The organism is Embleya sp. NPDC020630 (assembly GCF_044334985.1).
In the GTDB taxonomy this organism is placed as follows: domain Bacteria; phylum Actinomycetota; class Actinomycetes; order Streptomycetales; family Streptomycetaceae; genus Embleya.
Window position 1 is genome coordinate 367,449 of the sequence record NZ_JBIRUB010000008.1, and the last position, 26,182, is coordinate 393,630.

Genomic DNA, 26,182 nt, shown 5'->3' on the forward strand with positions numbered 1-26,182 from the left:
ACCCGGATGTTCTTCGCATGATGACCCACCCGTAATATGACTCACGGTCAGGTGTCACGGGCGCTGGGTACACCAAGCTCATGTCTAACATCCTGCGCATGCACGAGCACTTCGAGGATCCCCGTTCCGCGGCCGGCACCTGGTCTTCCGGCGACCAGGTGCTCTGGCGTTATCTGCGCGGCGGCCAGGTCCTGGACTGTCGGCCGGTGACCGTGGTTCGCGACGACCCTGACCAACTCGCGGTCTGGCTCGCCGGCGGCACCTCACGGGTCAAGCCGATGTTGCCGGACGGATCGGACATCCGGACCGCGCCGATCGAACGCAGATTCAGGCTCGGCCGGATCCCCTCGGTCGTCGAGTGGCACGGGACGGGTGTGTTGATGCTGGCCCGGCCGGGCGAGCCGTGGTCGGTCTGGCTGTTCTGGCAGCCCGGCTGGCGGTTCTCCGGCTGGTACGTCAACCTCGAACGCCCGCGCACCCGTTGGGCGGGCGGCGTGGACACCGAGGACCACGTGTTGGACGTGTGGGTCACCCCGGATCGCCGCTGGGAGTACAAGGACGAGGACGAACTCGCCGCCTCCCGCGAGGCGGGCCGGCTCACCGATCGCCAGGTCGAGGCGATCGAGGCCGAGGGCCGGGCCGCCGTCGCGGCGATCGAGGCGTGGGGCGCGCCGTTCGACCAGGGATGGGAGAACTGGCGTCCCGACCCGGCCTGGCCGCTGCCGCAACTCCCCGACGACTGGGCGGACAACGCCCGCATCGCCTGACCGCCGCCTCGGCAAGTCTCCGTTTCCGGGCCCGACTTCGGTCGGGCCCGACGCGTGTGCGGATCGGTTCGTCCTCCGGTGCAACCCTTTCGCCCCTCGGCCGCTCTGAACGGGGTGAACCGAAGGGGGCCGAGATGCCGACAGCCGGACGGCGAGATTTCGAGGAGTACGCGCGGGCGCGCCAACATCAGCTCTACCGCACCGCGTACCTGCTGTGCGGCGACGCGGATCGGGCGCAGGACTTGGCCCAGACCACGCTGGCCAAGCTGTTCCAGCACTGGAAGCGGGCGAGCCGGGCGGAGAACCTGGACGCGTACGCGAAGACCGTGCTCAGCCGCACGTTCCTGAGCGAGCAGCGCGGTCGCCGACGCGAGTACGCGGCGCATGAACTCCGGTCCGCGGGACCGCCGTCCGCGCGGCACCCGGACCTGCGGCTGACCCTGCTCGCCGCGCTGGCGACGCTGCCGCCCAAGCCGCGCGTGATGGTCATCCTGCGCTACTGGGAGGACCTGAGCGTGGAGAACGTCGCCACCCTTCTGTGCTGTAGCACCGGCAACGTGAAGAGCCAGTGCGCCCGTTCGATGGCCAAGCTCCGGGCCGAACTCGGAGACCTCCACCTGTACGCGACGGAAAGCTGAGGCGGTGTCATGCACGACGACGGGTACGAAGAGCACGCGGGTCGGGATCTGCGCATGGTGATGGACCGGGCCACGGTCGAACTGCCCCCGCTGCCGGACCTGGTGGCCGACGCGATCCGGGACGGGCGCCGCCGCCGGGTGCGTTCGCGGGCGGTGCTGAGCGCGGTGGTGGTCGGCGCGGTGGCGGCCGTCGCCGCGCCGACCCTGCTACTCGGGCCGCCGGCCGGGAAGGACACCACCGGGGCGGGCGCCTCGCGAAGCGGCGGGGAACTGCCGTTGGCCCCGGCGAACTGGCCGACGGGCCAGCCGCTCGCCGTGCCGACCAAGGCCTATCCGACGGTGCACGTCGAGGAGACGGGCGGGTCCGGGCCGAAGTCGCCACTGACCAGGGAGCAGACCGAACTCCGGTACGCGTTCAAGCAGAAGGCCGCCGACGTGCTGACCAGACTGCTGCCGCCCGACGTGGGGGAGATGCGGATTCCGGACAACGGCGCGCAGAGCTATCGACTGGTGTCGGGCGACAAGACGTACGACATCACGTTCCGCGTCGATGTGTCCGGCGGCGGCCCCGCGAGCATCGCGCCCACCCCGGCCGGCGGGGCCGACGCAGGCGGGGCGGCGCCGCCCTCGTCGGTGAACGGGACGTGCGCCGAGACGGCCGTGTTGCGTCAGAGCAAGACCACGGAGGTCTCCTGCACCGACGCCAAGCTGCCCGACGGCACGGCGATCTCGATCACGAGCCGGCCCGCGGCGCGCGCGGGCACGGTGATGAGCCCGCCCGTGCCGATGGCCGCGTTCAGCTACCGCGGGGCCGACGTCATGCTCGCGCTGTTCGCCGACGTGAAGACCAACACGGCGCCGGCGGTCGGCAACGAACAACTGGCCAAGGTGGTCACCGACCCGACGTTCCTGGAACTGGTCGACTTCTGGCGGGACAACCGGATCGGCCGCTGAGGGCCGATCCGAACGGCGCCGTCACGACCCGGCGCCGGCCCTCACCGCACCACCCGCACCGGCAGATCGCCCACCGCGCGCCGCAGCGCGACCGCCAAGTCGGCGAACTCCGCGCCTCGCCCCGTGCTGGAGCGCATCACCAGGCCGATGCGTCGGTACGGGGCGGGCGCGGCGAAGCGGGACACCGCCAGTTGTGAGCCGGGGCGGGTCTCCACGTCGATCGCGGTCTGCGGGAGCAGGGTCACGCCCAGGCCGCCGGCGACCAGCTGGACCAGGGTGGGCAGGCTCGCCGCACGGGTCGCGCCCGCCTCGGACGCGCCGACCTCGCGGCACACGTCCAGCGCCTGGTCGCGCAGGCAGTGGCCCTCGTCCAGGAGCAGTACGTCGAGGCCGCGCAGCGCGTCGCGGGGAAGGTTCCGGCGGCCCGCCAGCTCGTGGCCCTCGGGCACGATCAGGGTGAAGTCCTCCTCGTACAGCGGGATCTCCTCGACCCCGCCGAGCCCGGGGGAGGGCAGCGCGAGCAGGAGCAGGTCCAGCCGGCCGCCGGTGAGGCCGTCCATCAGCGAGCCGGTCTGCTCCTCGTGAACGTAGAGCTGGAGGTCCGGGTACTCCTCCCGGGCCAGTCGCAGCAGCGCCGGCAGCACATACGGCGCCACCGTCGGGATCACCCCCAGGTGCAGCGGCCCGGTGAACGGGCGCCGGGCCGATTCGGCCTCGTCCACCAGGTCGGCGAGCGCGTCGAGCACGCGGCGGGTGTGCCGCGCGACCCGCTCGCCGGCCGGGGTGAGCAGGACCCGCCGCGTGGTGCGCTCCACCAGCTGGGTGCCCAGGGCGTCCTCCAGGGCGGCGATCGCCCCGGACAGCGCGGGCTGACTGGTGCCCACCGCCGCCGCCGCGTCCCGGAAGTGCAGGTAGTCGGCCACCGCGGCGAAGGCCCTGAGCTGCGACAACGTCGGCGTGCGAGTACTGATGGGAACCACCTGTCGGGTGCGTGTGGGCGGCCGATCCCCCGGCTCCTCCACGATAGGGCAACCGTCCGGACCGGCCCCGCCCCGCGCACGCGGCCCGGCGGTTCGGTCGGGTGCCGGCCGACCCTTTGTGCCGCAAGTCACTTCTCTTCCGGTGTACCCACCGGTAGCTTGCTCTCGCTCCACTGTGCCCAAGTCCCCTTTGGGCGGCTCGTGCGTGTTCCTTCCATGCCACGAAGGCGAGGGTGCATGTCCAGATTCGAGCGGGTGCGGACGCTGGGACGGGTGCGCGGCAAGGTGTTGCCGGTGGCGCTGATGGCGACCCTGATGGGTCTCACCGGCGGCCTGACCACGACCGGGTCGGCCGGTGCGGCCCCGGCCGCGGCCACCGCACTGTCCCCCCAACTGGAGGCGATCCGGCAGACCGAGGCCCAGGCGCTCTACGGGAGTACCGGGATCAAGCCGATCACCGAGCGCAAGACGTCGCTGATCTCGCTCGGCGACAGCGAGATCGCCGGCGAGGGCGTCGGCGTGTACGAACCCGGCACCGACGGCCCGGACAACTGGTGCCACCGGTCGCCCGAGGCGGCGATCCACAAGACCGGGATCCCGACCGACCTGACCTACAACGTGGCCTGCTCCGGGGCGTCCACGGTCAACATCAGGATCGGCGGCAGCAAGCAGTACGCCGACGAGTTGGTGCAGTCGGACAGCCTGGCGATCAAGGCGCGCAATACCCGCGTACAGCTGATCCTGCTGGTTGCCGGGGCCAACGACGACATCCAGTTCGGCCCGACCATGACCGACTGTGTGACCAGGCGGGTGTTCTTCCAGGGCGAGTGCTACGGCACGTACCAGCCCGGCTGGCAGGCGCGCGCGGACGCGATGCGGCCCAAGGTCGAGCAGACCGTGCGCGATCTGAAGACCGTCATGGCCGACGCGGGCTACGCGAGCGGCGACTACAAACTCGTGTTGATGGGCTACCCGTCGCCGATCGCGCCGGACGTGGAGGACAACCCCGACTTCCCCGGCTGGTACGCCGGCGGCTGCGTGGGCTATCTGCGCGACGCGGCGTGGGGGCGCAACGAGGCGGTGCCGATCTTCGAGCGGGCCGAGCGCCAGGCCGCGGCGAACACCGGTGTCACCTACCTGGACAACTCGCGGCTGTTCCACGGCCACGAAGTCTGTACCGACAACACGTGGGCGCGCGGCCTGTGGTTCGCCAACCCGAACGTGTTCGACCCGAACACGACCCGGCAGAGCTTCCACCCCAACGCGCGCGGCCACCTGGCGTTCGCGTCCTGCCTGACCCAGCTGTACACCTCGGGCTGGAACCAGGCCGGCTGCGCGGACTCGGCAAGCACCGGACAGGCCAAGCTGTATCAGGGTGTGCTCAGTGCCGACTTCCGGCAACTGCGCAACGAGGGAACCGGGTTGTGCGCCGACGCGTACGGCTTCTCCTCGCGCAACCAGACCCCGGTGGACCTGTGGCCCTGCCACGGCGGGCGCAACCAGGGCTTCCGGTACGACGCCACGAACCAGTCGCTGCACACCGAACTCAGCGAGGACCGGTGTGTGGATCCGCTCGGCGGTGGGCGCGCCTCGGGCACCGCGCTGGTGTTGTGGAACTGCAACGGCGGTACCAACCAGCGCTTCGTCGAGGTCGCGGGCACCCTGCGGCCGGCCGACACACAGACCCTGTGCGTGGCGGCGCCGGCGGCCGACGCGACGCTCGGCGCGAAGCTGGTGCTCGCCGGGTGTGACGGCTCGGCGGGGCAGCGATGGGTGAAGGAGCCCGCCGCGCCGGTACGGTTCGCCGAACTCGTCTCCGGCGCCAAGTGCCTGGACGTGGACGGCGGCACGATGTCGTCCGGGCGGGCCGTACTCGCCTGGGACTGCACCGGCAACACCAACCAGAAGTGGTGGCGCAACCCGGCCACCGGCCAGGTGCACAGCCTGAAGGACCCGGCGTACTGCCTGGACAACCGCGGCGCCACGGCGGCGGGCGCGGGCCTGGGCATCTGGCGGTGTGACGACGCGCACGGGGCGTACCTGAACAACCTGCGCTTCGACACGGACGCGGCCGGCCGCCTGATCAGCCGGGTCTTTGGCCTGGCGGTGACCGCACCGGCGGGCAACGGCGCGGTCACCCAGCAGCCGGTGGGCGCGTCGCCGGCGCAGACGTGGACGGCGGGGGCCTCGGTGGCTCTGCCCTACTCGGTGATTCTGTACGACGCGTACTGAGCGCGCACGCACCACGCGGCCCCCGTCCGGATGCCGGGACGGGGGCCGCGGCCGCGGTCGGTTCCGGGGCGCGGCTCAGTCGCGGTCGGGGTCCTTGCGGAGGGGGTCCTCGCGGCGGACGGGCTCGTCCTTGCGGAACATGTCGCGTTCGCGGCCCCGGTCGAGTTCGGGGCGGTGGTCGGTCTCCTGGGGCAGGTCGCGGACGCGGTCCGCCTCCATCTCGCGGAAGCGGTCCGCCTTCATTTCGCGGATGCGCTCCATGCCCATCTCGCGCTTGCGCTCGCGTTGTTCCTTGCGCCGCTTGACCCGCACCGAGACGCCGCCCATCACGGCGAGGCCCTTGACCACCACGACGGGTGCGCGCGGGTCGTCGGTGTACTGCTCGTGCACGTCGAAGCTGCCCATGAAGCCGAACCCGTGGTCGCGCACGGTGACGCCCTCCGGGATCTTGATGTCGATCCCGCCCCAGATGGTGAACACCCGGATCACCAGCTCGGGTTCGTCGAACACCGCGTCGGTGAGGTCGATGTCCACCCCGCCCATGATCGCGACGGCGTTCAGCTTCCCGCCCGCGCGCCAGCGGCCCTTGCGGGTGGAACCGCTCCAGAACGCGAACATGTTCGACCGCGCCGGGGTCGGCGGCACCGACGTGGCCGCGGCCGACTCGTAGCCGATCGGGGCCGGGGCCGGCAGGTCGGCGATCAGCGGTTCGAGCTGGCTCACCGTCCTCGCGGCCAGCGCCGCGTCCACCCGTTCGGCGTGTTCGTCGGCGGTCAGGCGGCCCTCCGCGAGCGCGTCGCGCAATACGTTGACGTAGCGGTCGCGGTCCGCGTCGGACGCCCGCAACTCGGGTATGGGCGGTTGGGATCGACGCTCTGGGCTGGTGTCCACGGGTCAAATCTAGCCCGGGGGTGCATTCGCCGGGAGTACGGACCGCGCGAGCAGCCGGACGGCCTCGCGCAGCCGGTCCGGGGACAACCCGGCGTAACCGATGATCACCGCCGGCGGGCCGGTCGCGAACGCGCGCAGGTCGGCCATCGGCTCGACCCGCACGCCGAGCGCCGCGGCCCGGCGCACCGTGGCCGACTCGTCGGAGCCGGGCGGCAGTTCGACGTAGAGGTGGATGCCCGCGGCGACGCCGTGCACCCGGGCGGCCGGCAGGTGTTCGGCCAGCGCCTCGACCACCGCGTCGCGGCGGGCGCGGTAGTGCGCGCGCATCGCCCGCAGGTGCCGCTCGTACGCGCCGGTGGCCAGCATCCGGACCAGGGTCAGCTGGGGGAGGGTGGCCGAGCCGAGGTCGGCGTTGGTCTTCAGATCGTGGATCTGCTCGATCAGCGGTGCGGGCAGTACGGCCCAGCCCAGTCGCATCCCGGGCGCGAGTGCCTTGCTGGTCGAGCCCAGGTGCACCACCCGGTCCGGCGCCAGGCCCTGGAGGCAGCCGACCGGGTCGCGGTCGTAGCGGAACTCGGCGTCGTAGTCGTCCTCGACGATCAATCCGTCGTGCGCGCGGGCCCAGGCGACCAGGGCCGCGCGGCGGCGGGGGGACAGGACCACGCCGGTGGGGTACTGGTGCGCCGGGGTGACCAGCACCGCCCGGGCGCCGGTGCGGGCCAGCGCCGCGACGTCGAGTCCCTCGGCGTCGGTGGGGGCGTAGGCGACGGCCAGGCCGTGGGTGGTGAAGATGCCGCGCTGCCGGTCGCTGGAGGGGTCTTCCACCGCGAGTACGTCCCGGCCGAGTCGGCGCAGCGCCTGGGAGACCAGGGACAGGCCCTGGGCGACGCCGTTGACCACCACGATGTGCTCGGGCCGGGCCTGGGCGGCGCGGACCCGGCCCAGGTAGTCGGCCAGCGCGGCGCGCAACTCGCCCGCGCCGGACGGGCCGGGGTAGCCGAGCGCCCGGTGCGGGGCGGTGTTCAGCACGTGCCGGGTCGCGGCCAGCCACGCGGTGCGCGGGAACGCGGACAGGTCGGGCACCCCGGGCTTGAGGTCGTGGGTGATCGGGACCGCCGTGCCGGGATCGGGCGCGGCGGCCGGCTGGGGCGCGGTGCAGGCGGCGGTGACCTGGGTGCCGGACCCGTGCCGCGAGACCAGGTAGCCCTCGGCGACCAGCTGCTCGTAGGCGTCGACGACCATGCCCCGGGAGACGTCCAGGCTCTCCGCGAGCGCACGGGTGGACGGCATCCGGAATCCGGCGGGCAGCCGGCCCGAGCGGATCGCCTCGCGCAGGCCCGACTGGACCTGGGCGCCGAGGCGGCCCGCGGATCGGTCGAGGTGGACGAGGAGTTCGCGCATGGGTGCCTGCCCTGGAACGGCCGGGGTCGTGCGCCCGCCCGGATGGGAGGACGGTGGGGCGCACCGTCCCGAAGTGGTCCGGTTTTTCGGGGTGGAAGTGGCTCTGCCGAGGGCTCCACCGGCTTCCTAACGTTACGGCACATGACGTTCTCCTCGATGTCCCCCCGCTCGATCGGTCTGCTGTGCGCGGCCTCCGCGCAGGGGCTGATCGGCGCCGCCGCCGGCGTCTCCGCGGTGCTGCGCGACTATCCGGTGACCGGCGGCCAGATGCTCCGCTACACGCTGGCCGCGCTCGTGTTGTTCGGGGTGTTGCGGGTGCGTCGGATCCCGCTGCTGCGGCCGACCCGGCGCGAGCTGGTCCGGCTCGGGCTGCTCTCGCTGTCCGGGCAGACGGTGTTCAACCTGTGCCTGTTCGCCGCGCTCGACCGGGCCGACCCGGCCACGGTGGGCAGCATCCTGGGCGCGACGCCGCTGCTGCTCGTGCTGGTCGCGCCGCTGCTCGGCGGGCGCCGGCCGAGTCGGTCGGTGTTCGCCGCCGCGGTGCTCGTGGTGGCGGGGGCGGCGGTGGTGCAGGGGCTGGGCGGCGGGACGGCGGTCGGGTTGGTGTTCGCGTGTGGGGTGGCGCTGTGCGAGATGGGCTTCACGCTGATCGCGGTGCCGCTGCTGCCGCGGCTGGGCGCCTGGCGGATCGCGGCGTACGCGACGGCGATGGCGATTCCGCAGATGTCGGTGGTGGGGGTGTTCACCGATGGCGCGGACCTGATCCGGACGCCGTCGGGCACCGAGCTGGTCGCGCTGCTCTACCTGGCGTTGCCGCTCACCGCCGGGGCGTTCCTGCTCTGGTACTCGGCGCTGGCCCGGGTCGAGCCGGAGCGGGCCGGGCTGTTCATGGGCCTGGTGCCGGTGACGGCCGCGCTGTCCGGCCTGGTGCTCGGCACCGGTACACCCACGATCGGCCAATTCGCCGGCGCCCTCCTGGTCGGTGTGGGCGTGGTCCTCGGACTGCGTGCGGAGGAGGGTGAGCCGGCTCCCGATCGGGTCGCCGAGCCGGGCGTGGGCGGTTCCTCGGCGCCCGTCGTGATCGCCGGTCCACCGCCCGGGGCGACCTCGGAGCCGTGACCGCTCCGGAGGCGTTCTACTCTGGACGACGGCCCCGTCACCGCCCCAGTGAGGATCACGATGTCCGCCCCTCTGAACTCCTTCAGCGCCTACACGGATCTGCTGCCGCTCGGGGAGGACGCCACGCCCTACCGGCTGCTGACCGCCGACGGCGTGTCCACGTTCGAGGCGGGCGGGCGTCGGTTCCTCAATGTCGATCCCGAGGCGATGCGACTGCTCGCGCGCACCGCGATGCGCGACATCTCGCACCTGCTGCGCCCCGGGCACCTGGCCCAGGTCGCGCGGATCCTGGACGACCCCGAGGCGTCGGCCAACGACCGCTTCGTCGCGCTCGACCTGCTCAAGAACGCCAACATCGCGGCCGGCGGCGTGCTGCCGATGTGCCAGGACACCGGCACCGCGATCGTGATGGGCAAGCGCGGGCAGCACGTGCTCACCGACGGCCGGGACGAGGAGCACCTCTCGCGCGGCATCGCCAACGCCTACACCGAGCTGAACCTGCGCTACTCGCAGATGGCGCCGCTGACCATGTGGGACGAGAAGAACACCGGCAACAACCTGCCCGCCCAGATCGAGCTCTACGCGACCCCGGGCGAGGCGTACAAGTTCCTGTTCATGGCCAAGGGCGGCGGCAGCGCCAACAAGTCGTACCTGTACCAGGAGACCAAGGCGGTCCTGAACCCGCAGAGCATGCTGCGCTTCCTGGACGAGAAGATCCGCTCGCTCGGCACCGCCGCCTGCCCGCCGTACCACCTGGCGATCGTGGTCGGCGGCACCAGCGCGGAGCACGCGCTCAAGACCGCGAAGTACGCCTCCACCCGCTACCTGGACACGCTGCCCGGTCAGGGTTCGCCGCTGGGGCACGGCTTCCGCGACGTGGAGTTCGAGGCCGAGGTGCTGAAGCTGACCCAGCAGATGGGCATCGGCGCGCAGTTCGGCGGCAAGTACTTCTGCCACGACGTGCGGGTGATCCGGCTGCCCCGGCACGGCGCGTCGTGTCCGGTGGCGATCGCGGTGTCCTGCTCGGCCGACCGGCAGGCGCTGGCCAAGATCACCGCCGAGGGGGTGTTCCTGGAGGAGTTGGAGACCGACCCGGCCAAGTACCTCCCGGAGACCACGCACGACGACCTCGACGACGCCGTCGTACAGATCGACCTCAACCGGCCGATGAGCGAGATCCGCGCCGAGCTGTCCAAGTACCCGGTCAAGACCCGGCTGTCGCTGACCGGCCCGGTCGTGGTCGCGCGCGACATCGCGCACGCCAAGATCAAGGAACTGCTCGACGCGGGCAAGCCGATGCCGCAATACCTGCGCGACCACGCGGTCTACTACGCGGGTCCGGCGAAGACTCCCGAGGGCTACGCGTCGGGCTCGTTCGGCCCGACCACCGCCGGGCGGATGGACTCCTACGTGGAGCAGTTCCAGGCCGCGGGCGGCTCGTTCGTGATGCTGGCCAAGGGCAACCGGAGCAAGCAGGTCACCGACGCGTGCAAGACGTACGGCGGCTTCTACCTCGGCTCGATCGGCGGCCCGGCCGCGCGCCTGGCCCAGGACTGCATCAAGAAGGTGGAGGTCCTGGAGTATCCGGAGCTGGGCATGGAGGCGGTCTGGAAGATCGAGGTCGAGGACTTCCCCGCCTTCATCGTGGTCGACGACAAGGGCGAGGACTTCTTCGCCGACGTCACCACGCCGACGTTCCAGATCAACCGGCGGTCGTGAGTCCGGTCGGCTTCGTCGCGGCCCGGGTGTCGAGCGGGTTCGGCACCCGGGCCGCGGCCGTCAGGCCCCGGGCCCCTCGGCGGGGTCCGGGTCGAGCGGGGTGTGGAGGAGCGCGGCCAACTCGGCGGTGAAGGCCGCGGTGCGAGGGCTGCCGGGGCCGCCGAGCGGGGCCAGGAAACGTTCGTGCAGCTCTCGGACGATGCCGATCGCGCGGCCGGTGACCTCACGCCCGTGCTCGGTGAGGGAGAGCCGTATCGCCCGGCTGTCGGCCGCGTCGCGGGTGCGCTCGATCAGGCCCGAGCCCTCCAGGGTGCGCGCCAGCTTCGAGACGTAGAGCGCCTCCAGGCCGGTGTGGTCGGCGAGTTCGCGCTGACTGGGCTGCCGGCCGGAGCGCGCCATGCCGTACAGCGAGGCCAGCAGCGAGTATTGCGCGTGGGTCAGCCCCATCGGCCCGACGGCCCGGTCCACCGCCACCCGCCACTTCATCGACAGACGCCACACCAGAAAACCGGGCGTCGCCCCTTCGGTCGTCGTGCTCATGGCGAAAACAGTACATGGCTACCAAATACATGGACGCTGTTTCCGCGGGTCGGAAAGTGGGGCCGTGGGCCCTCGGTTTCCTTGACGTTTCCTTGTGGTTACTTGTCGTCGCCTTGTCACGCCGGCACGCATGCCTGGGAATTCGTCGGGTAGGCGACACCCACCGAGCCCACCAGCCGACGTGAGGAGCACAGCGTGACAGAACGGATCGACATCATCCGCAGCGCCCGCGCGACCTGGACACCGCCGCCGTCCGGCGCGTGTGCGAGCGTGGACCGGCAGATCTTTCTCGGCTACCCCGGGGAACCCGTGGTCGCCCGGCTCGCCCGCGAGGAGGACGCCAAACGCGTCTGCGCACGCTGCTCGGTCCTGTTGGAATGCCGGGAGAGCGCCCTGGCCGAGACCAACCCGGTCGGGGTACGCGGCGGCCTGACGCCGAACGAGCGTGGGGCGGTGCGTCGCAGGCGCGCCTATCACTGACTCGCCGTCACCCCGGGTGCCGGTCCGCCTCGCCGACGATGTGGTCGTGCGGGGTGTCCGTCGTCAGCCGGGCCAACTTGCGCAGCAGCGCGCTCAGTTCCTCGGATTGTTCGGGTGACCAGTCCGCCATCACCTCGGTGAGCATCTGCCGACGGGCCTCGACCAGCGCCTCCAGCGTTTCGTGGCCCTTGGCGGTGAGCACCATCGTGCCCTCGCCGAGCCGCTCGATGTGCCCGGAGAAGGTCAGTTCGTCGGCGTAGCGGCGGACCCTGGCCTCGGGCTCGTGGATGCGGACGGCGAGGTCGGGGATCGAGATCGGCCCGAGCCGGCCGAGTTGCACCATCCCGTACGCGCACGGCACCGACAACTCCACGCCCGAGCGGGCGATCATGCGCTCGTAGCGCGACCAGCCGTTCTCCCGGTGCACCATCTGTGCCATCGCCCGCTCGATCTCGTCGACCGAACTGCGCGCGGTGGGCGACATCAACGGGGTCTGCTCGGTCTCGCGGGTGGCCTCGCGCAGCGGCACCTCGCGGAGCAGGAACGACAGCACGAACGCGACCAACACGATGCAGGAGGCGGCCAGGAAGACGGTTTGCAGCGACTGCGCGTACGCGTGGATGAAGCCGGTCTTGGCCGCGGGCGGCAGCCGGTTCAACTCGGCCGGGTTGATCGCGGACGAGGATCCCGGCGCGGTGCCGGGCGGCAGGCCCTCGCCGCGCGCGGCGGCCTCGCGCAGGTGGACCGCCAGGCGGTTGTTGAAGATGGTGCCGAAGATGGCCGCGCCGAACGAGCCGCCGATGGAGCGGAAGAAGGTCGCGCCGGCGGTGGCCACGCCGAGTTCGGCGTAGGGCACGGCGTTTTGCACGGCGAGCACGATGACCTGCATGACCAGGCCCAGGCCGACGCCGAAGACGAGCATGTACAGCGAGGAGGCGGCGGTGGTGGTGAACTCGTCCATCCGCGACATCAGGAACATGCCGACCGCCATCACGGCCGTGCCCAGGATCGGGTAGATCTTGTACCGGCCGGTCCGGCTGATCAGTCGACCGCTGACGATCGAGGTGACCAGGAGTCCGCCCATCATCGGCAGCAGCCGCAGGCCCGACTCGGTCGGCGAGGCGCCGTTGACGACCTGCATGAACAGCGGCAGGAAGCTCAGTCCGCCCATCATCGCGAAGCCGACGATGAAGCCGATGCCCGCGGTCACCGAGAAGATCCGGTTGCGGAACAGGGTCATCGGGAGCACCGGTTCGGCCGCGCGCCGCTCGACCACGACGAAGGCGACGAGCAACACCACGGCCGCGACGCCCAGTCCGACGATCTGTGCGGAGCCCCACGGGTACGTGGTGCCGCCGAAGGTGCTGAGCAGGACCAGGCAGGTGGTGCCGGCGGCCAGGAGGGTGATGCCGAGGTAGTCGATGCTCGGCCGGGTGTGCACCTCCTTGGTGTGCAGCGCGGCGGCGATCACCGCGAGGGCGATCGCGCCGATCGGGAGGTTGATGTAGAACACCCAGCGCCAGGTGAGGTGGTCCACGAAGAACCCGCCGAGCAGCGGCCCGGCCACCGAGGTCACCCCGAACACCGCGCCGAACAGGCCCTGGTAGCGCCCGCGCTCGCGGGGCGGCACCACATCGCCGATGATCGCCTGGGACAACACCATCAGCCCGCCGCCGCCGAGTCCCTGGATCGCGCGGAAGGCGATCAACTCGGTCATGCCCTGGGCGATGCCGCACAGCACCGAGCCGATCAGGAAGATCACGATCGACGCCTGGTAGAGCTTCTTGCGCCCGAACAGGTCGCCCAGCTTGCCCCACAGCGGCGTGCTCACGGTCGACGCGAGCAGATACGCGGTGACCACCCACGACAGGTGATTGAGCCCGCCGAGGTCGCCGACGATGGTCGGCAGCGCGGTCGAGACGATGGTCTGATCGAGCGCGGCCACCAACATCCCGAGCATCAGCCCGGTCAACACCAACCCGAGCCGGGGCGCGGCCTCCACCCCGGCCGGACTGCTGCCATGACTGCGCTGCGGCGCGCTCATCCGGTGGCCTCCTCGATCGACGCTCAAGGAGGATCCCCACAAACCGGTACAAAATCCGCACCTATTAGTGGGACAAGGGGCGAGGCCCGACCGAAAGCCGGACCGCGGCCTCGCAATCGCGCGGCCTCGCAATCACGCAAGCCTCCGCGCCAAACGCCGACCGAGCCAAAATCCAGCCCGGCCGGCGTTTGAGGCCACCCTCGGCCGAAGGCCGGGGTCAATTCACCGGCCGCAAAGGCCTATCGCGCGTGGTCGAAGTCGATCGCGCTGTACGCCCGCAGCTTCGCCAGCCGATGCTGGCTGTCGATCTGCCGAATCGTCCCGGACTTCGACCGCATCACCAGCGACGAGGTCAGCGCCGTGCTCGCCCGATACCGCACCCCGCGCAGGAGCTCGCCGTCCGTGATCCCCGTGGCGACGAAGAAGACGTTGTCGCCGCGCACCAGGTCGTCGGTCAGCAGGACGCGCGAGAGGTCGTGCCCCGCGTCGATCGCCTTCGCCCGCTCCGCAGCGTCCTTGGGCCACAGTCGACCCTGGATCACACCGCCCATGCACTTGATCGCGGCGGCGGCGATGATGCCCTCGGGCGTGCCGCCGATGCCGAGCAGCAGGTCGACGCCGGTGCCGTCCTTGGCCGCCATGATCGCGCCGGCCACGTCGCCGTCGGTGATGAACTTGATCCGGGCGCCCGCCTCGCGGATCTCCTTGACCATCGAGTCGTGCCGGGGGCGGTCCAGGATGCAGACCGTGACGTCCTCGACGGCGCTGTGCTTGGCCTTGGCCACCCGGCGGATGTTCTCCGCGATCGGCGCGGTCAGGTCCACCACGTCGGCCGCCTCGGGGCCGGTGACCAGCTTCTCCATGTAGAACACGGCCGAGGGGTCGTACATGCTGCCGCGCTCGGACACCGCCATCACCGCGACCGCGTTGTTCATCCCCTTCGCGGTCAGCGTGGTGCCGTCCACGGGGTCGACCGCGACGTCGCATTCGGGCCCGTGGCCGTCGCCGACGCGCTCGCCGTTGAACAACATCGGGGCGTCGTCCTTCTCGCCCTCGCCGATCACCACCACGCCGTTCATCGACACGGTGTGGATCAGGCTGCGCATCGCCTTCACCGCGGCGCCGTCCGCGCCGTTCTTGTCGCCCCGACCGACCCACCGGCCGGCCGCCATCGCGGCGGCCTCGGTGACCCGGACGAGTTCCAGCGCGAGGTTGCGGTCCGGAGCTTCCGGAGCGACTTCGAGTTGCGGGGGTACAGATTGGTCCGTCATGCGGCGGGCCTTCCTGTAGGGGAACCGGTCCGTGACCACGAGGGGTGCCCTGATCCCCCGGAGCCGTGTGCGCCATCGGGTGCGGGTGGCACGGCGATCGCGCGGCCCGGGTCCGGACTGGTTCCAACGGGATTGCCCCGATGTTATCGGTGGGCGGTGTTATCGGTGCGGGTAGGCCGTGCGGAACCGGCCGGCGGGCAATGCGACCATGTTCGGGTGGCGAGGAAGTCGGGTCGCGAGACCGTTCGAGACATGGTTCTTTCCCTGGGCGCGTGCGGCCTTGTGGTCGGTGCGCTGTTCCTGGTGGCTCCGCACAACGAGAGCGATCCCGTGCGGCGGGTCGCCTACGAGACGTCGTTCCGACAGGCGGCCCGGGTGGCCCCGTACCCGCTGCTCGCCCCGCAGGGCCTGGACGAGCGCTGGCGGGCGACCTCGGTGGACTACCAGGGCCTCGACCGCAACCAGACCAAGTGGCACATCGGGTTCATCAACCCCGCCGAGAAGTACGCCGCGGTGGAGCAGAGCAACGGCTTCAGCGACGAACTGGTCCGGGACAAGGGCAAGCGCGGCCAACCGATCGGCGATCGGGACGTGGCCGGCGAGCAGTGGAAGGCGTACGACGGCCCCAAGTACCGCTCGCTGGTCCGGGTGCGCGACGGCGTCACCACGATGGTCACGGGCAACGCGACTTTCGAGGATTTGACCGTTCTCGCCGCATCCCTGCGTCCGGCCGCCGCCTGAGTCGAAATACGCGAGATCCGTCCGACGTATCGGGGCGATTCGGGCGGCCCAGTGCACATGTTGCGCAGGTGCTTGTAAAGGTTTTGTAAAGACCCAACGTCCTCCCCTGCCCCGTTCGTTGCTCCCGCCCCTAGGGTCCGGAAGCCCGGTCGAACATGCGTCGGCACCGTCGTGACCCGATGGTTGCCGGCACAGGTCCGCCGGGCTTTCCGAGCCGGCCCGACGCCGTGTGCGCTTGATCAGATCCCGCGCGGCGTCGCTTTGCGTCCGGGGGATGGCCCCCCGGTCGGAAAGGGGAGCACGTTGAGTCCATTGATACCCGGGAGGGGTGCGACGCCGCCCCAAGGCGTCCGGCGGGTGAAGCGCCGCGTGGCACTGCTGTCCGTGTCCGCGCTGGCGATCACCGGCCTCGCGGCCACGACCGCGCCCTCGACATCCGCCACGCCTACGCGCGTGGACACCACAAAGGCGGTGTGGAACCCGGGCCCCGAGGACCACTACGTCAACTCCGTCGATGCGGCGATCGACACCAGCGCGCTGCCGGACGATCCGGCCAAGGCGGCGGCGCTCAAGGCGCAGAACGAGCGCAACGCCGCGACCAAGCGCAAGAATTCGGACGGCAACCCGCGCGCCGCCGCCCAGCTCAAGGAGCTCGAGGCCGAGGCGGGTCGCACGGGCAAGAGCCCGGCCGAGATCAAGGCCGAGCGCAGCGGCAAGCCCGCCGACGCCACGCAGAACGCGAAGCTGCTCACCGTCCTGGTCGAGTTCAACGACCAGGCCAACGACGACTTCTCCGGGTACAAGCGCCCGACCAGCGTGTCGGACCCGACCTGTGTCACCGAGCCCCCCGGCACGGTGAAGAACGGGCCGCTGCACAACCGGCTGCCCAACCCGGCGCTGAACCCGAACGACAACAACACGCAGTGGGTGCCGGACTTCGACCAGGCCCACTACAACAAGATGCTCTACTCCAAGGAGGGCATCACCGAGCGCATGCGCACCGACCTCAAGGGGCCGGACGGCAAGCCGGGCATCAGCCTCGCGGGCCAGACCATGCGCAACATGTACGAGGAGATGTCGGCCGGAAAGTACTCCGTCTCCGGCGAGGCCACCTCCTGGATCAAGGTGCCGCACTCCGAGGCCTGGTATGGCGCGGGCGCCTGCGGCAACGCGCAGCAGGACAACAGCGGCAGCCCGCAGAACCCGCTCGGCGCGCAGCAGCTCGCCATCGACGCGGTGGACCAGTTGGCCAAGTCGCAGCCGAGTTTCCCGTGGGCGGACTACGACAAGGAAGACCCGGGCGACGCCGACCACGACGGCAACACCCAGGAGCCGGACGGCGTGGTGGACCACCTGGTCCTGGTCCACGCCGGCAAGGACAAGTCCGCCGGCGGCGGCGCCGAGGGCACCTACGCCATCTGGGCACACGCCTCCACCGTGCTCTTCGGACACCAGGTCCCCGGCAGCAACATCAAGATCGCCAACTACATCGTGCAGCCCGAGGACTCCGGAGTGGGCGTCTTCGCCCACGAATTCGGCCACGACCTCGGACTCCCCGACCTGTACGACAACTTCAGCGGCGGGCAGACGGACCTGAACTTCTGGGACCTGATGTCGGCCGGTTCGCACACCGGCCCGCTGTTCCAGTCGCAGCCCGCGCACATGGGCATCTGGGACAAGTACGCGCTCGGTTGGCTGACCCCGGACCTGGTCAAGGTCGGTGACCGGCCCAAGGTCGCCACCCTTGGTCAGGCCGCGAAGACGCCCAAGGGCACCTCGCGGGGCATCCGGGTCAACCTGCCGAACAAGCAGGTCGCGGTCGGCAAGCCGCACGGCGGCAACGGCATGTGGTACTCCGGTCAGGACCAGGCCTGGTCCGACGTCCGGATCGAGCGCAACATCGCGGTGCCGGCCGGCTCCGACGTGAAGTTCTGGATGTGGAACGACTACGTCATCGAGCAGGACTGGGACTTCGGCTTCGTCGAGGTGTCCACCGACAACGGCGCCACCTGGAAGCAGCTCGCGGTCAAGGACGAGGCGGGCGCGCTGGTCAGCACGCCGGCGGACTACCCGGACCCGCAGAAGAACCTGGCCACGTTCCGCAAGACCAGTGGTCTGACCGGCTCCAGCAACGGGTGGCGGCACGACAACGTCGACCTGACCCCGTACGCGGGCCAGAACATCAAGCTGCGGCTGGACTACAACACCGACGCCGCCTTCATGGAGAAGGGTTGGTTCGCCGACGACTTCTCGCTCACCAACGGCGGCACCACGGTGTGGTCCGACGACGTGGAGCAGGGCGACAACGGCTGGACCGCGATCAAGGGCACCAACGCGATCACCAAGGGCGAGGGCTGGGGCCGGACCAACGGCACCTTCGAGCGGGAGCAGTACTACCTGCTGGAGTGGCGCAACCTGTCCGGCTTCGACGAGGGCCTGAAGTACGCGTACACCGCCGGCGAGAACGGCAAGACCAACCGGGTGCCGTACAACGCGCCGGGCATGCTGGTGTGGTTGCGCGACAACGAGTACCAGAACAACGGCGTCAACTTCAACATCAACAACGGGCCCTCGTGGGGTCCGAAGGGTGAGCTGTTGATCGTCGACTCGCACCCGGACCCGCTGCGCTTCTCCGGCGACGCCGCGGCGCAGTTCCCCAAGCCCGACCCGAACACCCCGGGCATCGAGTCGAAGAACGTGTTCGGCAACCTCGGCTCCCGGTCGCAGTCGGCCAACGCGGCGTTCGGCTTCACCAAGACCACGCCGTTCACGGACTGCATCCCCGGCACCAAGTACTGCACCTCGTTCGAGGCGCAGAAGCCGGTGACGCTGTTCACCGACACGGTCGGCTGGGCGCCGGGCACCGAGATGTACAAGGGTCGCGCGCTGCCCAAGGACCGCTACGGCTCGGCCGTGGTCCCGGCGAAGGCGCCGTACACGACCAAGGTCACCAAGGCGGACGGCACGCCGGACAAGGACGCGTTCGGCAAGCTGTTCCACGGCTCCGAGTTGGGCACGGGCAACCCGGGCTTCGACAAGGGCTACGGCGTGACCGTGCTGCCGGTGGTCCCGCTTCCGGGCGGCTCCGGTGCGGTGGTCTGGATCCTGCCCGCGCAGAAGTAGGTTCCTCCGCGCGTGACGGTCGCGCGGCGGTGGAACCGGTAGGTCCGGTGGATCCGTTGGATCCGGTGGATCCGTGGGATTCGTAGGACGAAAGGGGCGCTCCCGAGTGGGGGCGCCCCTTTTGCCGTGCCGTTGGTGTGTCGGGTCAGCCGTTCCGCTCGGCCGGCTCGTCCTGCGCGCCGTTGCCCGCGCCCGCGCGCTCGGCGCGGACCGCCGCGTCCAGGCGGGCCCGGGCGCCGTCGAGCCACTGCTCGCAGACCACGGCGAGCCGCTCGCCGCGCTCCCACAGGGCCAACGACTCCTCCAGGGTGATGCCGCCGGTCTCCAGGCGGCGCACGACCTCGATCAGCTCGTCACGGGCCTGCTCGTAGGCCGGCGCCTCGTCCTCCGGCACGGATGCGGTCTGCTGCTCGCTCATGGCGCCAGCCTAGTTCGTGGGTGTCGGCGTCACGGGCGGGCGGAGGTGACCCGTACGGCGGCGCCACGGTTGGGGTCGCGCCCGGCCGGGCTCACCAGCGTGGCCGAGGCGCCGTAGGCGAGGGCGGGGCCGGGATCGCCACTGCCGAGCACGGAGCCCTGGTACGGCACGCCGTAGTGCTCGGGATCGGGCGAGCCGTCCGGAAGGACCACCCGGGTGCTGTACGGCCCGCGCGCGGGCACCACGGTCGACCCGTCGGTGAAACGGTCCACGGGCGCGCCGTCGACGTACTCCACGCCCGGCGCCCAGCCGCGCGCGTCGGAGAACGCGCGGACCGGTTCGCGGGCGGCGAAGTCCTGGCACCACGCGCCGTTGGAGTGGCACGCGACGAACGTCGGGGTGGGGGCGAAGCCGAACGCGGCGTCGGCGGACTGGGCCCGGCTGTCCAGGTTCTTCCGCGGGTTGCGCTTGACCGTGTAGTGCTCGGCCGCCTCGCCCGTCCAGCGGCGCGGGTCGGGGTGGGCGTCCACCAGCAGGGTCTGGCCCTTGGCGCCGTAGCTGGGCGGTGCGCCCAGATTGAAGTTCACGCCGTTGTTCTGGTATTCGGCATCGCGCAGCCAGACCAGCATGCCGGGCACGTTGTAGCCCAACCGGCGGACCTGTACGCCCCGTTCGTCGCTGTGCCCGGCGGTGTAGGCGTGACTCAGGCCGCGGTCGAAGCCGACGGGCGCGCGCCATTCCAGGAGGTAGTACTGCTCGCGCTCGACCTCGCCCGAGGTCTGCCCCCAGCCCGCGCCGCGGGTGACCGTGGTGCTGCCCCTGGCCGCGGTCCAGCCGTTGTCGCCCTGCTCCACGTCGTCGGACCACACCGTGCCGCCGTCGGCGCCGCCGGTGAGCGTGAAGTCGTCGGCGAACCAGCCCTTCTCCATGAAGGCGGCGTCGGTGTTGTAGGTCAGGCGCAGCTTGATGTTTCGGCCCGCGTACGGGGTCAGGTCGACGTGGTCGTGCCGCCAGCCGTTGGTGGTGCCGGTCAGGCCGTGGGTCTTGCGCAGCTCGGCGAGGTTGTGGTTCGGGTCGGGATAGTCGGGCGGGGTGCTCACCGGGTTGCCGGCCTCGTCGCTGACCGCGAGCTGGGTCCAGGTGGCGCCGTTGTCGGTGGAGGCTTCGACGAAGCCGAAGTCCCAGTCCTGTTCGATCGTGTAGTCGTTCCACATGGAGAAGGTCGCGGGGCCGCCGGTGGGGATCGTGAGGTCGCGGACGAGGCGGGCGTCGGACCACTCCTGGTCCCGCTCCGAATACCACATGTGCGTGCCGCTGTGCGGGGTGCCGATCCGGACACGTTCGTCGGGCAGGTTCACCCGGACCGCGTCGCGGGTGCCGGGCGGCGGGGCGGCGGCGGCGCCGAGCAGCACGGTGGAGGGTGCGCCGCCGACCGGGACGACCGGGGGATCGATCCAGCCCAGCACGTACTTCGACCACGCGCCCATGTGCGCGGGCATGGTCTGGAACAGCGGGCCGGCGTGCGATCCGGAGGACATCAGGTCCCAGAAGTCGACGTCGGTGTCCCCGCCGCTGAAGTTGTCGTACAGGTCGGGGAGTCCGAGGTCGTGGCCGAATTCGTGGGCGAAGACGCCCACTCCGGAGTCCTCGGGCTGCACGATGTAGTTGGCGATCTTGATGTTGCTGCCGGGGACCTGGTGTCCGAAGAGCACGGTGGAGGCGTGTGCCCAGATGGCGTAGGTGCCCTCGGCGCCGCCGCCGGCGGACTTGTCCTTGCCGGCGTGGACCAGGACCAGGTGGTCCACCACGCCGTCCGGCTCCTGGGTGTTGCCGTCGTGGTCGGCGTCGCCCGGGTCTTCCTTGTCGTAGTCCGCCCACGGGAAACTCGGCTGCGACTTGGCCAACTGGTCCACCGCGTCGGTGACGAACTGCCGTACCCCGCGCGGGTTCTGCGGGCTGCCGCCGTTGTCCTGGCGGATCGCGCCGCAGTGGCCGGCGGCGTACCAGGCCTCGGAGTGCGGGACGGTCACCCAGCCGGCCGCCTCGCCGCCGATCGAGTAGGAGCCGTGGGACATCTCCCGGTACATCGAGCGCATGGTCAGGCCGGTGAGGTCGATGCCCGGTCGGCCGTCGGGGCCGGTCAGGTCGGGGCGGACGCGCTCGGTGATGCCCTGATCGGAGTAGAGCATCCGGTCGTAGTGATCCTTGCCGAAGTCCGCGACCCACAGCGTGTTGTTGTCCCCGCCGCCGACCGCCGGATCCGGCAGCAGATTGTGCCGGGGACCGTTCTTGACGGTGCCCGGCGGCTCGGTCACACAGGTCGGATCGGCCACGCTCGTGGGCCGGCGGAATCCGGAGAAGTCGTCGTCGGCGTGATCGTCGAACTCGACCAGGACGGTCAGCAGCCGCGCCTCGCGGTGCGGCGCCCCCTCCTGGGCTCGAGGACTGACCCCGGTCCGAGCGGCGACCGCCTCGGCTCGGGCAAGCCGGCGCGCGGCGACGGGATTCCCGGCGGCGAACTTGCGGTCGTACTCCCGCGCCCGCCGATCGGCGGCCAGGGCGCGTTCGCGGACCTCGGGGGACGCGCCGGGTGGTCCGTCGGGCGGCAACGGGTCCCTCGGCGCGACGTAGTTGACGTAGGAGTCGGCGGCTGACGGATTCCACCGCGCGGGCGAGTCGTCGGCGGCGGCCACGGAGGATGTGGCGACGCCGGTGAGCAACAACGCGGACGCGGCGAGCAGATGACGCAACACATGCGCAAAATAAGCCGCTTCACCCGCCGATCGGGTGAGATACGACGTCTTGTCCTACGAATGGGCCAAGCCGAACCGCCCCGCGACACCCGAACGAGCGGGACTCGGATGAGCGAGATCGGATGAGCGCCGCCCGGATGTCGCGAGCCCGCGTCAGTCGCCCGACGCCGATGGGTCGTCCGCCACGACCACGTCGAAGCGTCCCGTGGACACCCGCGCGGTCAGCTTCTCGCCCGCCGCCACCTCGGCCGGGTCCCGGACCGCGTGGCCGTCCGCGCGTTGCAGCACCGCGTAGCCGCGCTCCAGGGTGGCCGCGGGGGACAGCGCGACCACCCGCGCGCGGGTGTGCGCGAGGTCGCTCTCGGCCCGGTCCAGGAGGTGCCGCAGGGTACGCCGCGAGCGCTCCACCAGGGCGGCCACCTCCTCCGCGCGCAGGTCCACCATCCGGTGCGGGTCGGCCAGCACCGGCCGCGAACGGGCGGCTCGCAGGCCCTGATACTCCCGATCCAACCGCGCCCGGAGCGCGAGCCGCCCCCGATCGCGCACCTGGTGCACCTTGTGCAACTCCTCGCGGATGTCCGGCACGATCCGCTTCGCCGCATCCGTGGGCGTCGAAGCCCGAAAGTCCGCCACCAGATCCAGCAACGGCGAGTCCGGCTCATGCCCGATCGCACTCACCACCGGCGTCGTACAGGCGAAGACCACCCGCACCAATTCCTCGCTGGAGAACGGCAGCAAATCCTCGACACTGCCACCCCCACGAGCCACCACGATCAGATCCACATCCGGATCCGCATCCAACTCGCGGACCGCCGCCACCACCTGCGGCACCGCGCCGACCCCCTGCACCGCCACGTTACGCACCGCGAACCGCACCGCCGGCCACCGCCGCCGCGCGTTCTCCAACACGTCCCGCTCGGCCGCCGAGGCCCGCCCGCAGACCAGCCCGACCCGGTGCGGCAGGAACGGCAGCGGCCGCTTGTGCCGAGGATCGAACAACCCCTCCGCGGTGAGCGAGCGCTTCAACTGCTCCAGCCGGGCCAACAACTCCCCGATGCCCACCGGCCGAATCTCCGCCGCCCGCAACGACAACGTCCCGCGCGCCCGATACCAGTCCGCCTTCGCGTGCACGACCACCCGCGACCCCTCGGCCACGATGTCCCCGACGGCGTCGAAGACCTTCCGATAGCAGGTCACCGAAATCGACACGTCCTGCTCGGCATCCCGCAGCGTCAAAAACACCACCCCGGCCCCCGGCCGCCGACTGAGCTGCGTGATCTGCCCCTCGACCCACACCGCCCCAAGCCGATCGATCCACCCCCCGATCAACCGAGAAACCTCAGCCACAGGCAGCGGCGCATCAACAGACGTCGAAAGGGCCATCTCCAGAGGTTATCCACCCGACCCCCACCGCCCGACAGCCGCCACGACCCAAGGGATCGATCGGCGCCCGGGCACCCGCTCAGCGCTGCGGGGTCCATTTGTGGATCAGCTCGTATCGGGCCAGGTCCTCGAAGGAGCGGTGGCGCGACCAGGCGGCGAGGTCGCCGATGACGATGAGGCGTCGACGGGCGCGGGTCACGGCGACCTTGAGGAGGTTGTGCCTTCGGGTGGCCCGGTTTCGGGATCCCACTTGGCCGGCGCCGGTGCCCAGCACCAGGATCACGATGTCGGCTTCCTTGCCCTGGGTGGTGTGCACCGTGCCGCAGCGCTTGCCGGTGAGAGATCCGCCGACCACCTTGCCGAGGCCGTGGACGACGTCGCGGAACGGACTGACGACGAAGACCGACTCGTTCAGGCGACGCTTGCGCTCGGCGGCGAAATCGCCTTCCGCGGCGTCACCGGGGTACACCTCGTCGGAGTACGAACCTTCCCGCCGGATCGATCGCCTGCCGCTCCGCGGCCAACGCCTGTACCCGCTCGCGGGCCCGGGTGAAGCGCCGGACGGCCTGCTTCCAGGTCTCCCGACCCAGTGGCGCCACCGCGTCGGCTTCGGGATTCGGGTCCGGGGCGCCCGGAGCGTTCGGTGTGAACGGGGAGCGGTGATAGCCCTGGAGATGTTCGCTCTGTAACTGCAGCATCTTCTGCAGGCCCAGAGGCGGTCGTTCCTCGCCCGCGTCCGGCCTCGGCCCCGGCTTGCCATTGCCCTTGGCCTCGGCCTGCTCGCCCCACCAGAAGCGCTGGACGAAGTCGGAGCGATTGCTGCGCCGCCCCAGGCGGGCGGCGATCGCGCCCCACGCCTCACGTCGTCCGCCCAAGCGGTCAGTAGTGGTACCGAGCCGCGAGGACGACGATCTCCTTGTCCGTGACCAGGTAGACGAGGCGGTGTTCGTCGTCGATCCGGCGTGACCAGGCCCCGGGCAAGTGATACTTCAGTGGCTCGGGCTTGCCGATGCCGGTGAACGGGTTCCGCTTGACGTCCTCGATGAGCTTGTTGATCCGGGCGAGCATCTTGCGGTCGTGCCTGAGCCAGGAGGTGTAGTCGTCCCAGCCCTGATCCTCGAAGACGAGCCTCACTCGGCGCTCTTGCCGGTGTCCGGTGACTCGGGGTCGAGCAGTTCTCGCTCCGACACATCGACGTGAGCCAGGGCGTTCTCGTAAGCCTTGAGCAGTCGACGGGCGTTCGCCGGTGAGCGCAACAGGTACGAGCCCTCGCGTAGCGCCGCATAGTCCTCGGCCGATACGAGCACGGCGTTGCCATGCTTGGACACGATCTCGATCGCCTCGTGGTCGTCGTTGACCTTCTTGATCAGCGGAAAGAGCGCCTTACGGGCCTCGCTCGCAGTTATGGACACGGCTGACTCCCAGCATCAAGTGGTACCGAATAATGTACCACTCATGGCTCGTGGGCACGCGAAAGGCCGGCCTCCACAGAGGCCGGCCCGCTGACCTGCGAACTTGGCGAAGCGATCGACGCGCGGCGGCGAAGTGTGGTCAGACGTTGAAGCGGAATTCGACTACGTCGCCGTCCTGCATGATGTAGTCCTTGCCCTCCATGCGGGCCTTGCCCTTGGTGCGGGCTTCGGTGCGGCCGCCGGCTTCGACCAGGTCGGCGAAGCCGATCACCTCGGCCTTGATGAAGCCGCGTTGGAAGTCGGTGTGGATGACGCCGGCGGCCTCGGGGGCGGTGGCGCCCTTGGCGACCGTCCAGGCGCGGGCCTCCTTGGGGCCGGCCGTCAGGTAGGTCTGCAGGCCCAGGGTGTCGAAACCGACGCGGGCCAGGATCGACAGGCCGGATTCCTCCTGGCCCAGGCTCTGCAGCAGCTCCAGGGCCTCGGCCTCGTCCAGCTCGATCAGCTCGGACTCGATCTTGGCGTCGAGGAAGATCGCCTCGGCCGGTGCGACCAGCTCGCGCAGCTCGGCCTTGAGCGTCTCGTTGACCAGCTCTTCCTCGTCCACGTTGAAGACGTACAGGAACGGCTTGGCGGTCAGCAGGTGCAGCTCGCGCAGCGGCTCGGGGTCCAGGCCCGCGGCGAAGACCGTGGTGCCGGCCTCCAGGACCTCCTTGGCCTGCTGCACGGCGGCGGCGACGGCGATCTTGTCCTTCTGCAGCCGCGAGTCCTTCTGCAGGCGCGGGAGCACCTTCTCGATGGTCTGCAGGTCGGCCAGGATCAGTTCGGTCTCGATGATCTCCTTGTCGTCGGCCGGCGAGATCTTGCCGTCGACGTGCACCACGTCGGGGTCGGTGAAGACCCGGATGACCTGGCAGATCGCGTCCGACTCGCGGATGTTGGCGAGGAACTTGTTGCCCAGGCCCTCACCCTCGGACGCGCCGCGCACGATGCCCGCGATGTCCACGAAGTCGACCGTGGCCGGGATCTTGCGGGCCGACCCGAAGATCTCCGCCAGCTTGTCCAGTCGCGGGTCCGGTACGCCCACCACGCCCACGTTCGGCTCGATGGTCGCGAAGGGATAGTTCGCCGCGAGCACGTCGTTCTTGGTCAGGGCGTTGAAGAGGGTCGACTTGCCGACATTGGGCAGGCCGACGATTCCGATGGTGAGCGACAACTGGATTCCCTGGCTTCTCGGCGATCGATGTGGCGCGCTGCGGACATACAAGCGCCTCCGGGAAGTGTAGGCGGTGGCCCGCGGCCAGTAGCATCCCTGGTTT

The 26,182-nt window shown here is 70.7% G+C and carries 23 protein-coding genes; 9 read left to right on the plus strand and 14 right to left on the minus strand.

Annotation, left to right across the window (positions count from 1 at the left end; genetic code table 11):
- Positions 1-80 precede the first annotated feature (80 nt).
- The 3 genes from ACH4XV_RS27710 to ACH4XV_RS27720 all read left to right on the plus strand — a co-directional run bounded on the left by ACH4XV_RS27710 (position 81) and on the right by ACH4XV_RS27720 (position 2,359).
- Positions 81-767, plus strand: coding sequence for a DUF402 domain-containing protein (locus ACH4XV_RS27710; protein ID WP_395794316.1), 687 nt, complete (start codon positions 81-83; stop codon positions 765-767).
- 134 nt (positions 768-901) lie between these two features.
- A complete protein-coding gene (locus ACH4XV_RS27715) occupies positions 902-1,405 on the plus strand; it encodes a SigE family RNA polymerase sigma factor (RefSeq protein WP_395794318.1) in 504 nt (167 codons plus the stop codon).
- Positions 1,406-1,414: 9 nt separating this feature from the next.
- Complete coding sequence (locus tag ACH4XV_RS27720) at positions 1,415-2,359, plus strand: hypothetical protein (RefSeq protein WP_395794320.1); 945 nt, start codon at positions 1,415-1,417, stop codon at positions 2,357-2,359.
- A 41-nt stretch (positions 2,360-2,400) separates the two neighbouring features.
- On the opposite strand, the gene ACH4XV_RS27725 is transcribed toward ACH4XV_RS27720, so the two are convergent.
- Positions 2,401-3,309, minus strand: coding sequence for a LysR substrate-binding domain-containing protein (locus ACH4XV_RS27725; protein ID WP_379999649.1), 909 nt, complete (start codon positions 3,307-3,309; stop codon positions 2,401-2,403).
- A gap of 267 nt (positions 3,310-3,576) precedes the next feature.
- Between ACH4XV_RS27725 and ACH4XV_RS27730 the strand changes: the two genes are divergently transcribed.
- Positions 3,577-5,571 (plus strand): ricin-type beta-trefoil lectin domain protein, encoded by a 1,995-nt coding sequence (locus tag ACH4XV_RS27730; protein ID WP_395794322.1) that lies wholly within the window; start codon positions 3,577-3,579, stop codon positions 5,569-5,571.
- A 75-nt stretch (positions 5,572-5,646) separates the two neighbouring features.
- Here the strand turns inward: ACH4XV_RS27730 and ACH4XV_RS27735 are convergent, their stop codons facing one another.
- On the minus strand, positions 5,647-6,462 hold the full coding sequence (locus ACH4XV_RS27735) for a DUF1707 domain-containing protein (protein ID WP_395794324.1): 816 nt from the start codon (positions 6,460-6,462) through the stop codon (positions 5,647-5,649).
- A gap of 9 nt (positions 6,463-6,471) precedes the next feature.
- The gene (locus ACH4XV_RS27740; protein ID WP_395794326.1) at positions 6,472-7,863 is read right to left on the minus strand and encodes a PLP-dependent aminotransferase family protein; all 1,392 of its coding nucleotides are present in this window, start codon (positions 7,861-7,863) and stop codon (positions 6,472-6,474) included.
- Between the two features lie 141 nt (positions 7,864-8,004).
- On the opposite strand from ACH4XV_RS27740, the gene ACH4XV_RS27745 reads away from it, so the two are divergent.
- Both ACH4XV_RS27745 and ACH4XV_RS27750 read left to right on the plus strand, forming a co-directional pair.
- Positions 8,005-8,982, plus strand: a complete 978-nt coding sequence (locus ACH4XV_RS27745; protein ID WP_395794328.1) for a DMT family transporter — start codon at positions 8,005-8,007, stop codon at positions 8,980-8,982.
- Positions 8,983-9,042: 60 nt separating this feature from the next.
- Positions 9,043-10,701, plus strand: a complete 1,659-nt coding sequence (locus tag ACH4XV_RS27750; RefSeq protein WP_395794330.1) for a fumarate hydratase — start codon at positions 9,043-9,045, stop codon at positions 10,699-10,701.
- Positions 10,702-10,761: 60 nt separating this feature from the next.
- Here ACH4XV_RS27750 and ACH4XV_RS27755 read toward each other — a convergent pair whose 3' ends face one another.
- Positions 10,762-11,241: a MarR family winged helix-turn-helix transcriptional regulator gene (locus ACH4XV_RS27755; RefSeq protein WP_395794332.1), complete on the minus strand. Its 480-nt coding sequence runs from the start codon at positions 11,239-11,241 to the stop codon at positions 10,762-10,764.
- 195 nt (positions 11,242-11,436) lie between these two features.
- Between ACH4XV_RS27755 and ACH4XV_RS27760 the strand changes: the two genes are divergently transcribed.
- Positions 11,437-11,721: a WhiB family transcriptional regulator gene (locus ACH4XV_RS27760; RefSeq protein ID WP_380034410.1), complete on the plus strand. Its 285-nt coding sequence runs from the start codon at positions 11,437-11,439 to the stop codon at positions 11,719-11,721.
- Positions 11,722-11,728: 7 nt separating this feature from the next.
- On the opposite strand, the gene ACH4XV_RS27765 is transcribed toward ACH4XV_RS27760, so the two are convergent.
- Together ACH4XV_RS27765 and glpX are read right to left on the minus strand one after the other, a co-directional pair.
- Positions 11,729-13,765 (minus strand): MFS transporter, encoded by a 2,037-nt coding sequence (locus tag ACH4XV_RS27765; protein ID WP_395794334.1) that lies wholly within the window; start codon positions 13,763-13,765, stop codon positions 11,729-11,731.
- 239 nt (positions 13,766-14,004) lie between these two features.
- Positions 14,005-15,036, minus strand: a complete 1,032-nt coding sequence (gene glpX / locus ACH4XV_RS27770) for a class II fructose-bisphosphatase (protein ID WP_379999669.1) — start codon at positions 15,034-15,036, stop codon at positions 14,005-14,007.
- 216 nt (positions 15,037-15,252) lie between these two features.
- On the opposite strand from glpX, the gene ACH4XV_RS27775 reads away from it, so the two are divergent.
- Entirely contained in the window at positions 15,253-15,777 is a 525-nt protein-coding gene (locus ACH4XV_RS27775) for a DUF4245 domain-containing protein (protein ID WP_395794336.1), read from the plus strand.
- A 357-nt stretch (positions 15,778-16,134) separates the two neighbouring features.
- The gene (locus tag ACH4XV_RS27780) at positions 16,135-18,900 is read left to right on the plus strand and encodes an immune inhibitor A domain-containing protein (protein WP_395794338.1); all 2,766 of its coding nucleotides are present in this window, start codon (positions 16,135-16,137) and stop codon (positions 18,898-18,900) included.
- Between the two features lie 145 nt (positions 18,901-19,045).
- On the opposite strand, the gene ACH4XV_RS27785 is transcribed toward ACH4XV_RS27780, so the two are convergent.
- The 8 genes from ACH4XV_RS27785 to ychF form a co-directional block, all read right to left on the minus strand.
- Complete coding sequence (locus tag ACH4XV_RS27785) at positions 19,046-19,318, minus strand: exodeoxyribonuclease VII small subunit (RefSeq protein WP_395794340.1); 273 nt, start codon at positions 19,316-19,318, stop codon at positions 19,046-19,048.
- Between the two features lie 29 nt (positions 19,319-19,347).
- Positions 19,348-22,071 (minus strand): immune inhibitor A domain-containing protein, encoded by a 2,724-nt coding sequence (locus ACH4XV_RS27790; RefSeq protein ID WP_395794342.1) that lies wholly within the window; start codon positions 22,069-22,071, stop codon positions 19,348-19,350.
- Positions 22,072-22,224: 153 nt separating this feature from the next.
- Positions 22,225-23,454: an exodeoxyribonuclease VII large subunit gene (xseA, locus tag ACH4XV_RS27795; protein ID WP_395794344.1), complete on the minus strand. Its 1,230-nt coding sequence runs from the start codon at positions 23,452-23,454 to the stop codon at positions 22,225-22,227.
- A 79-nt stretch (positions 23,455-23,533) separates the two neighbouring features.
- Positions 23,534-23,923, minus strand: coding sequence for an AAA domain-containing protein (locus tag ACH4XV_RS27800; protein WP_395794346.1), 390 nt, complete (start codon positions 23,921-23,923; stop codon positions 23,534-23,536).
- Positions 23,910-24,329, minus strand: a complete 420-nt coding sequence (locus tag ACH4XV_RS27805; RefSeq protein ID WP_395794348.1) for a hypothetical protein — start codon at positions 24,327-24,329, stop codon at positions 23,910-23,912. The genes ACH4XV_RS27800 and ACH4XV_RS27805 overlap by 14 nt, the downstream gene beginning before the upstream one ends.
- Before the next feature lie 4 nt (positions 24,330-24,333).
- The gene (locus ACH4XV_RS27810; protein WP_395794349.1) at positions 24,334-24,588 is read right to left on the minus strand and encodes a Txe/YoeB family addiction module toxin; all 255 of its coding nucleotides are present in this window, start codon (positions 24,586-24,588) and stop codon (positions 24,334-24,336) included.
- Entirely contained in the window at positions 24,585-24,866 is a 282-nt protein-coding gene (locus tag ACH4XV_RS27815) for a type II toxin-antitoxin system Phd/YefM family antitoxin (RefSeq protein WP_395794351.1), read from the minus strand. Before ACH4XV_RS27815 ends, ACH4XV_RS27810 begins: the two co-directional genes overlap by 4 nt.
- A gap of 139 nt (positions 24,867-25,005) precedes the next feature.
- The gene (gene ychF, locus ACH4XV_RS27820) at positions 25,006-26,079 is read right to left on the minus strand and encodes a redox-regulated ATPase YchF (protein ID WP_395794353.1); all 1,074 of its coding nucleotides are present in this window, start codon (positions 26,077-26,079) and stop codon (positions 25,006-25,008) included.
- Positions 26,080-26,182 lie beyond the last annotated feature (103 nt).

Bases quoted from the DNA above. Each gene is read 5' to 3' on its own strand.
- ACH4XV_RS27710 (WP_395794316.1), top strand. From the start codon at position 81: ATGTCTAACATCCTGCGCATGCACGAGCACTTCGAGGATCCCCGTTCC.
- ACH4XV_RS27715 (WP_395794318.1), top strand. From the start codon at position 902: ATGCCGACAGCCGGACGGCGAGATTTCGAGGAGTACGCGCGGGCGCGC.
- ACH4XV_RS27720 (WP_395794320.1), top strand. From the start codon at position 1,415: ATGCACGACGACGGGTACGAAGAGCACGCGGGTCGGGATCTGCGCATG.
- ACH4XV_RS27730 (WP_395794322.1), top strand. From the start codon at position 3,577: ATGTCCAGATTCGAGCGGGTGCGGACGCTGGGACGGGTGCGCGGCAAG.
- ACH4XV_RS27740 (WP_395794326.1), bottom strand. From the start codon at position 7,863: ATGCGCGAACTCCTCGTCCACCTCGACCGATCCGCGGGCCGCCTCGGC.
- ACH4XV_RS27745 (WP_395794328.1), top strand. From the start codon at position 8,005: ATGACGTTCTCCTCGATGTCCCCCCGCTCGATCGGTCTGCTGTGCGCG.
- ACH4XV_RS27750 (WP_395794330.1), top strand. From the start codon at position 9,043: ATGTCCGCCCCTCTGAACTCCTTCAGCGCCTACACGGATCTGCTGCCG.
- ACH4XV_RS27755 (WP_395794332.1), bottom strand. From the start codon at position 11,241: ATGAGCACGACGACCGAAGGGGCGACGCCCGGTTTTCTGGTGTGGCGT.
- ACH4XV_RS27765 (WP_395794334.1), bottom strand. From the start codon at position 13,765: ATGAGCGCGCCGCAGCGCAGTCATGGCAGCAGTCCGGCCGGGGTGGAG.
- glpX (WP_379999669.1), bottom strand. From the start codon at position 15,036: ATGACGGACCAATCTGTACCCCCGCAACTCGAAGTCGCTCCGGAAGCT.
- ACH4XV_RS27785 (WP_395794340.1), bottom strand. From the start codon at position 19,318: ATGAGCGAGCAGCAGACCGCATCCGTGCCGGAGGACGAGGCGCCGGCC.
- xseA (WP_395794344.1), bottom strand. From the start codon at position 23,454: ATGGCCCTTTCGACGTCTGTTGATGCGCCGCTGCCTGTGGCTGAGGTT.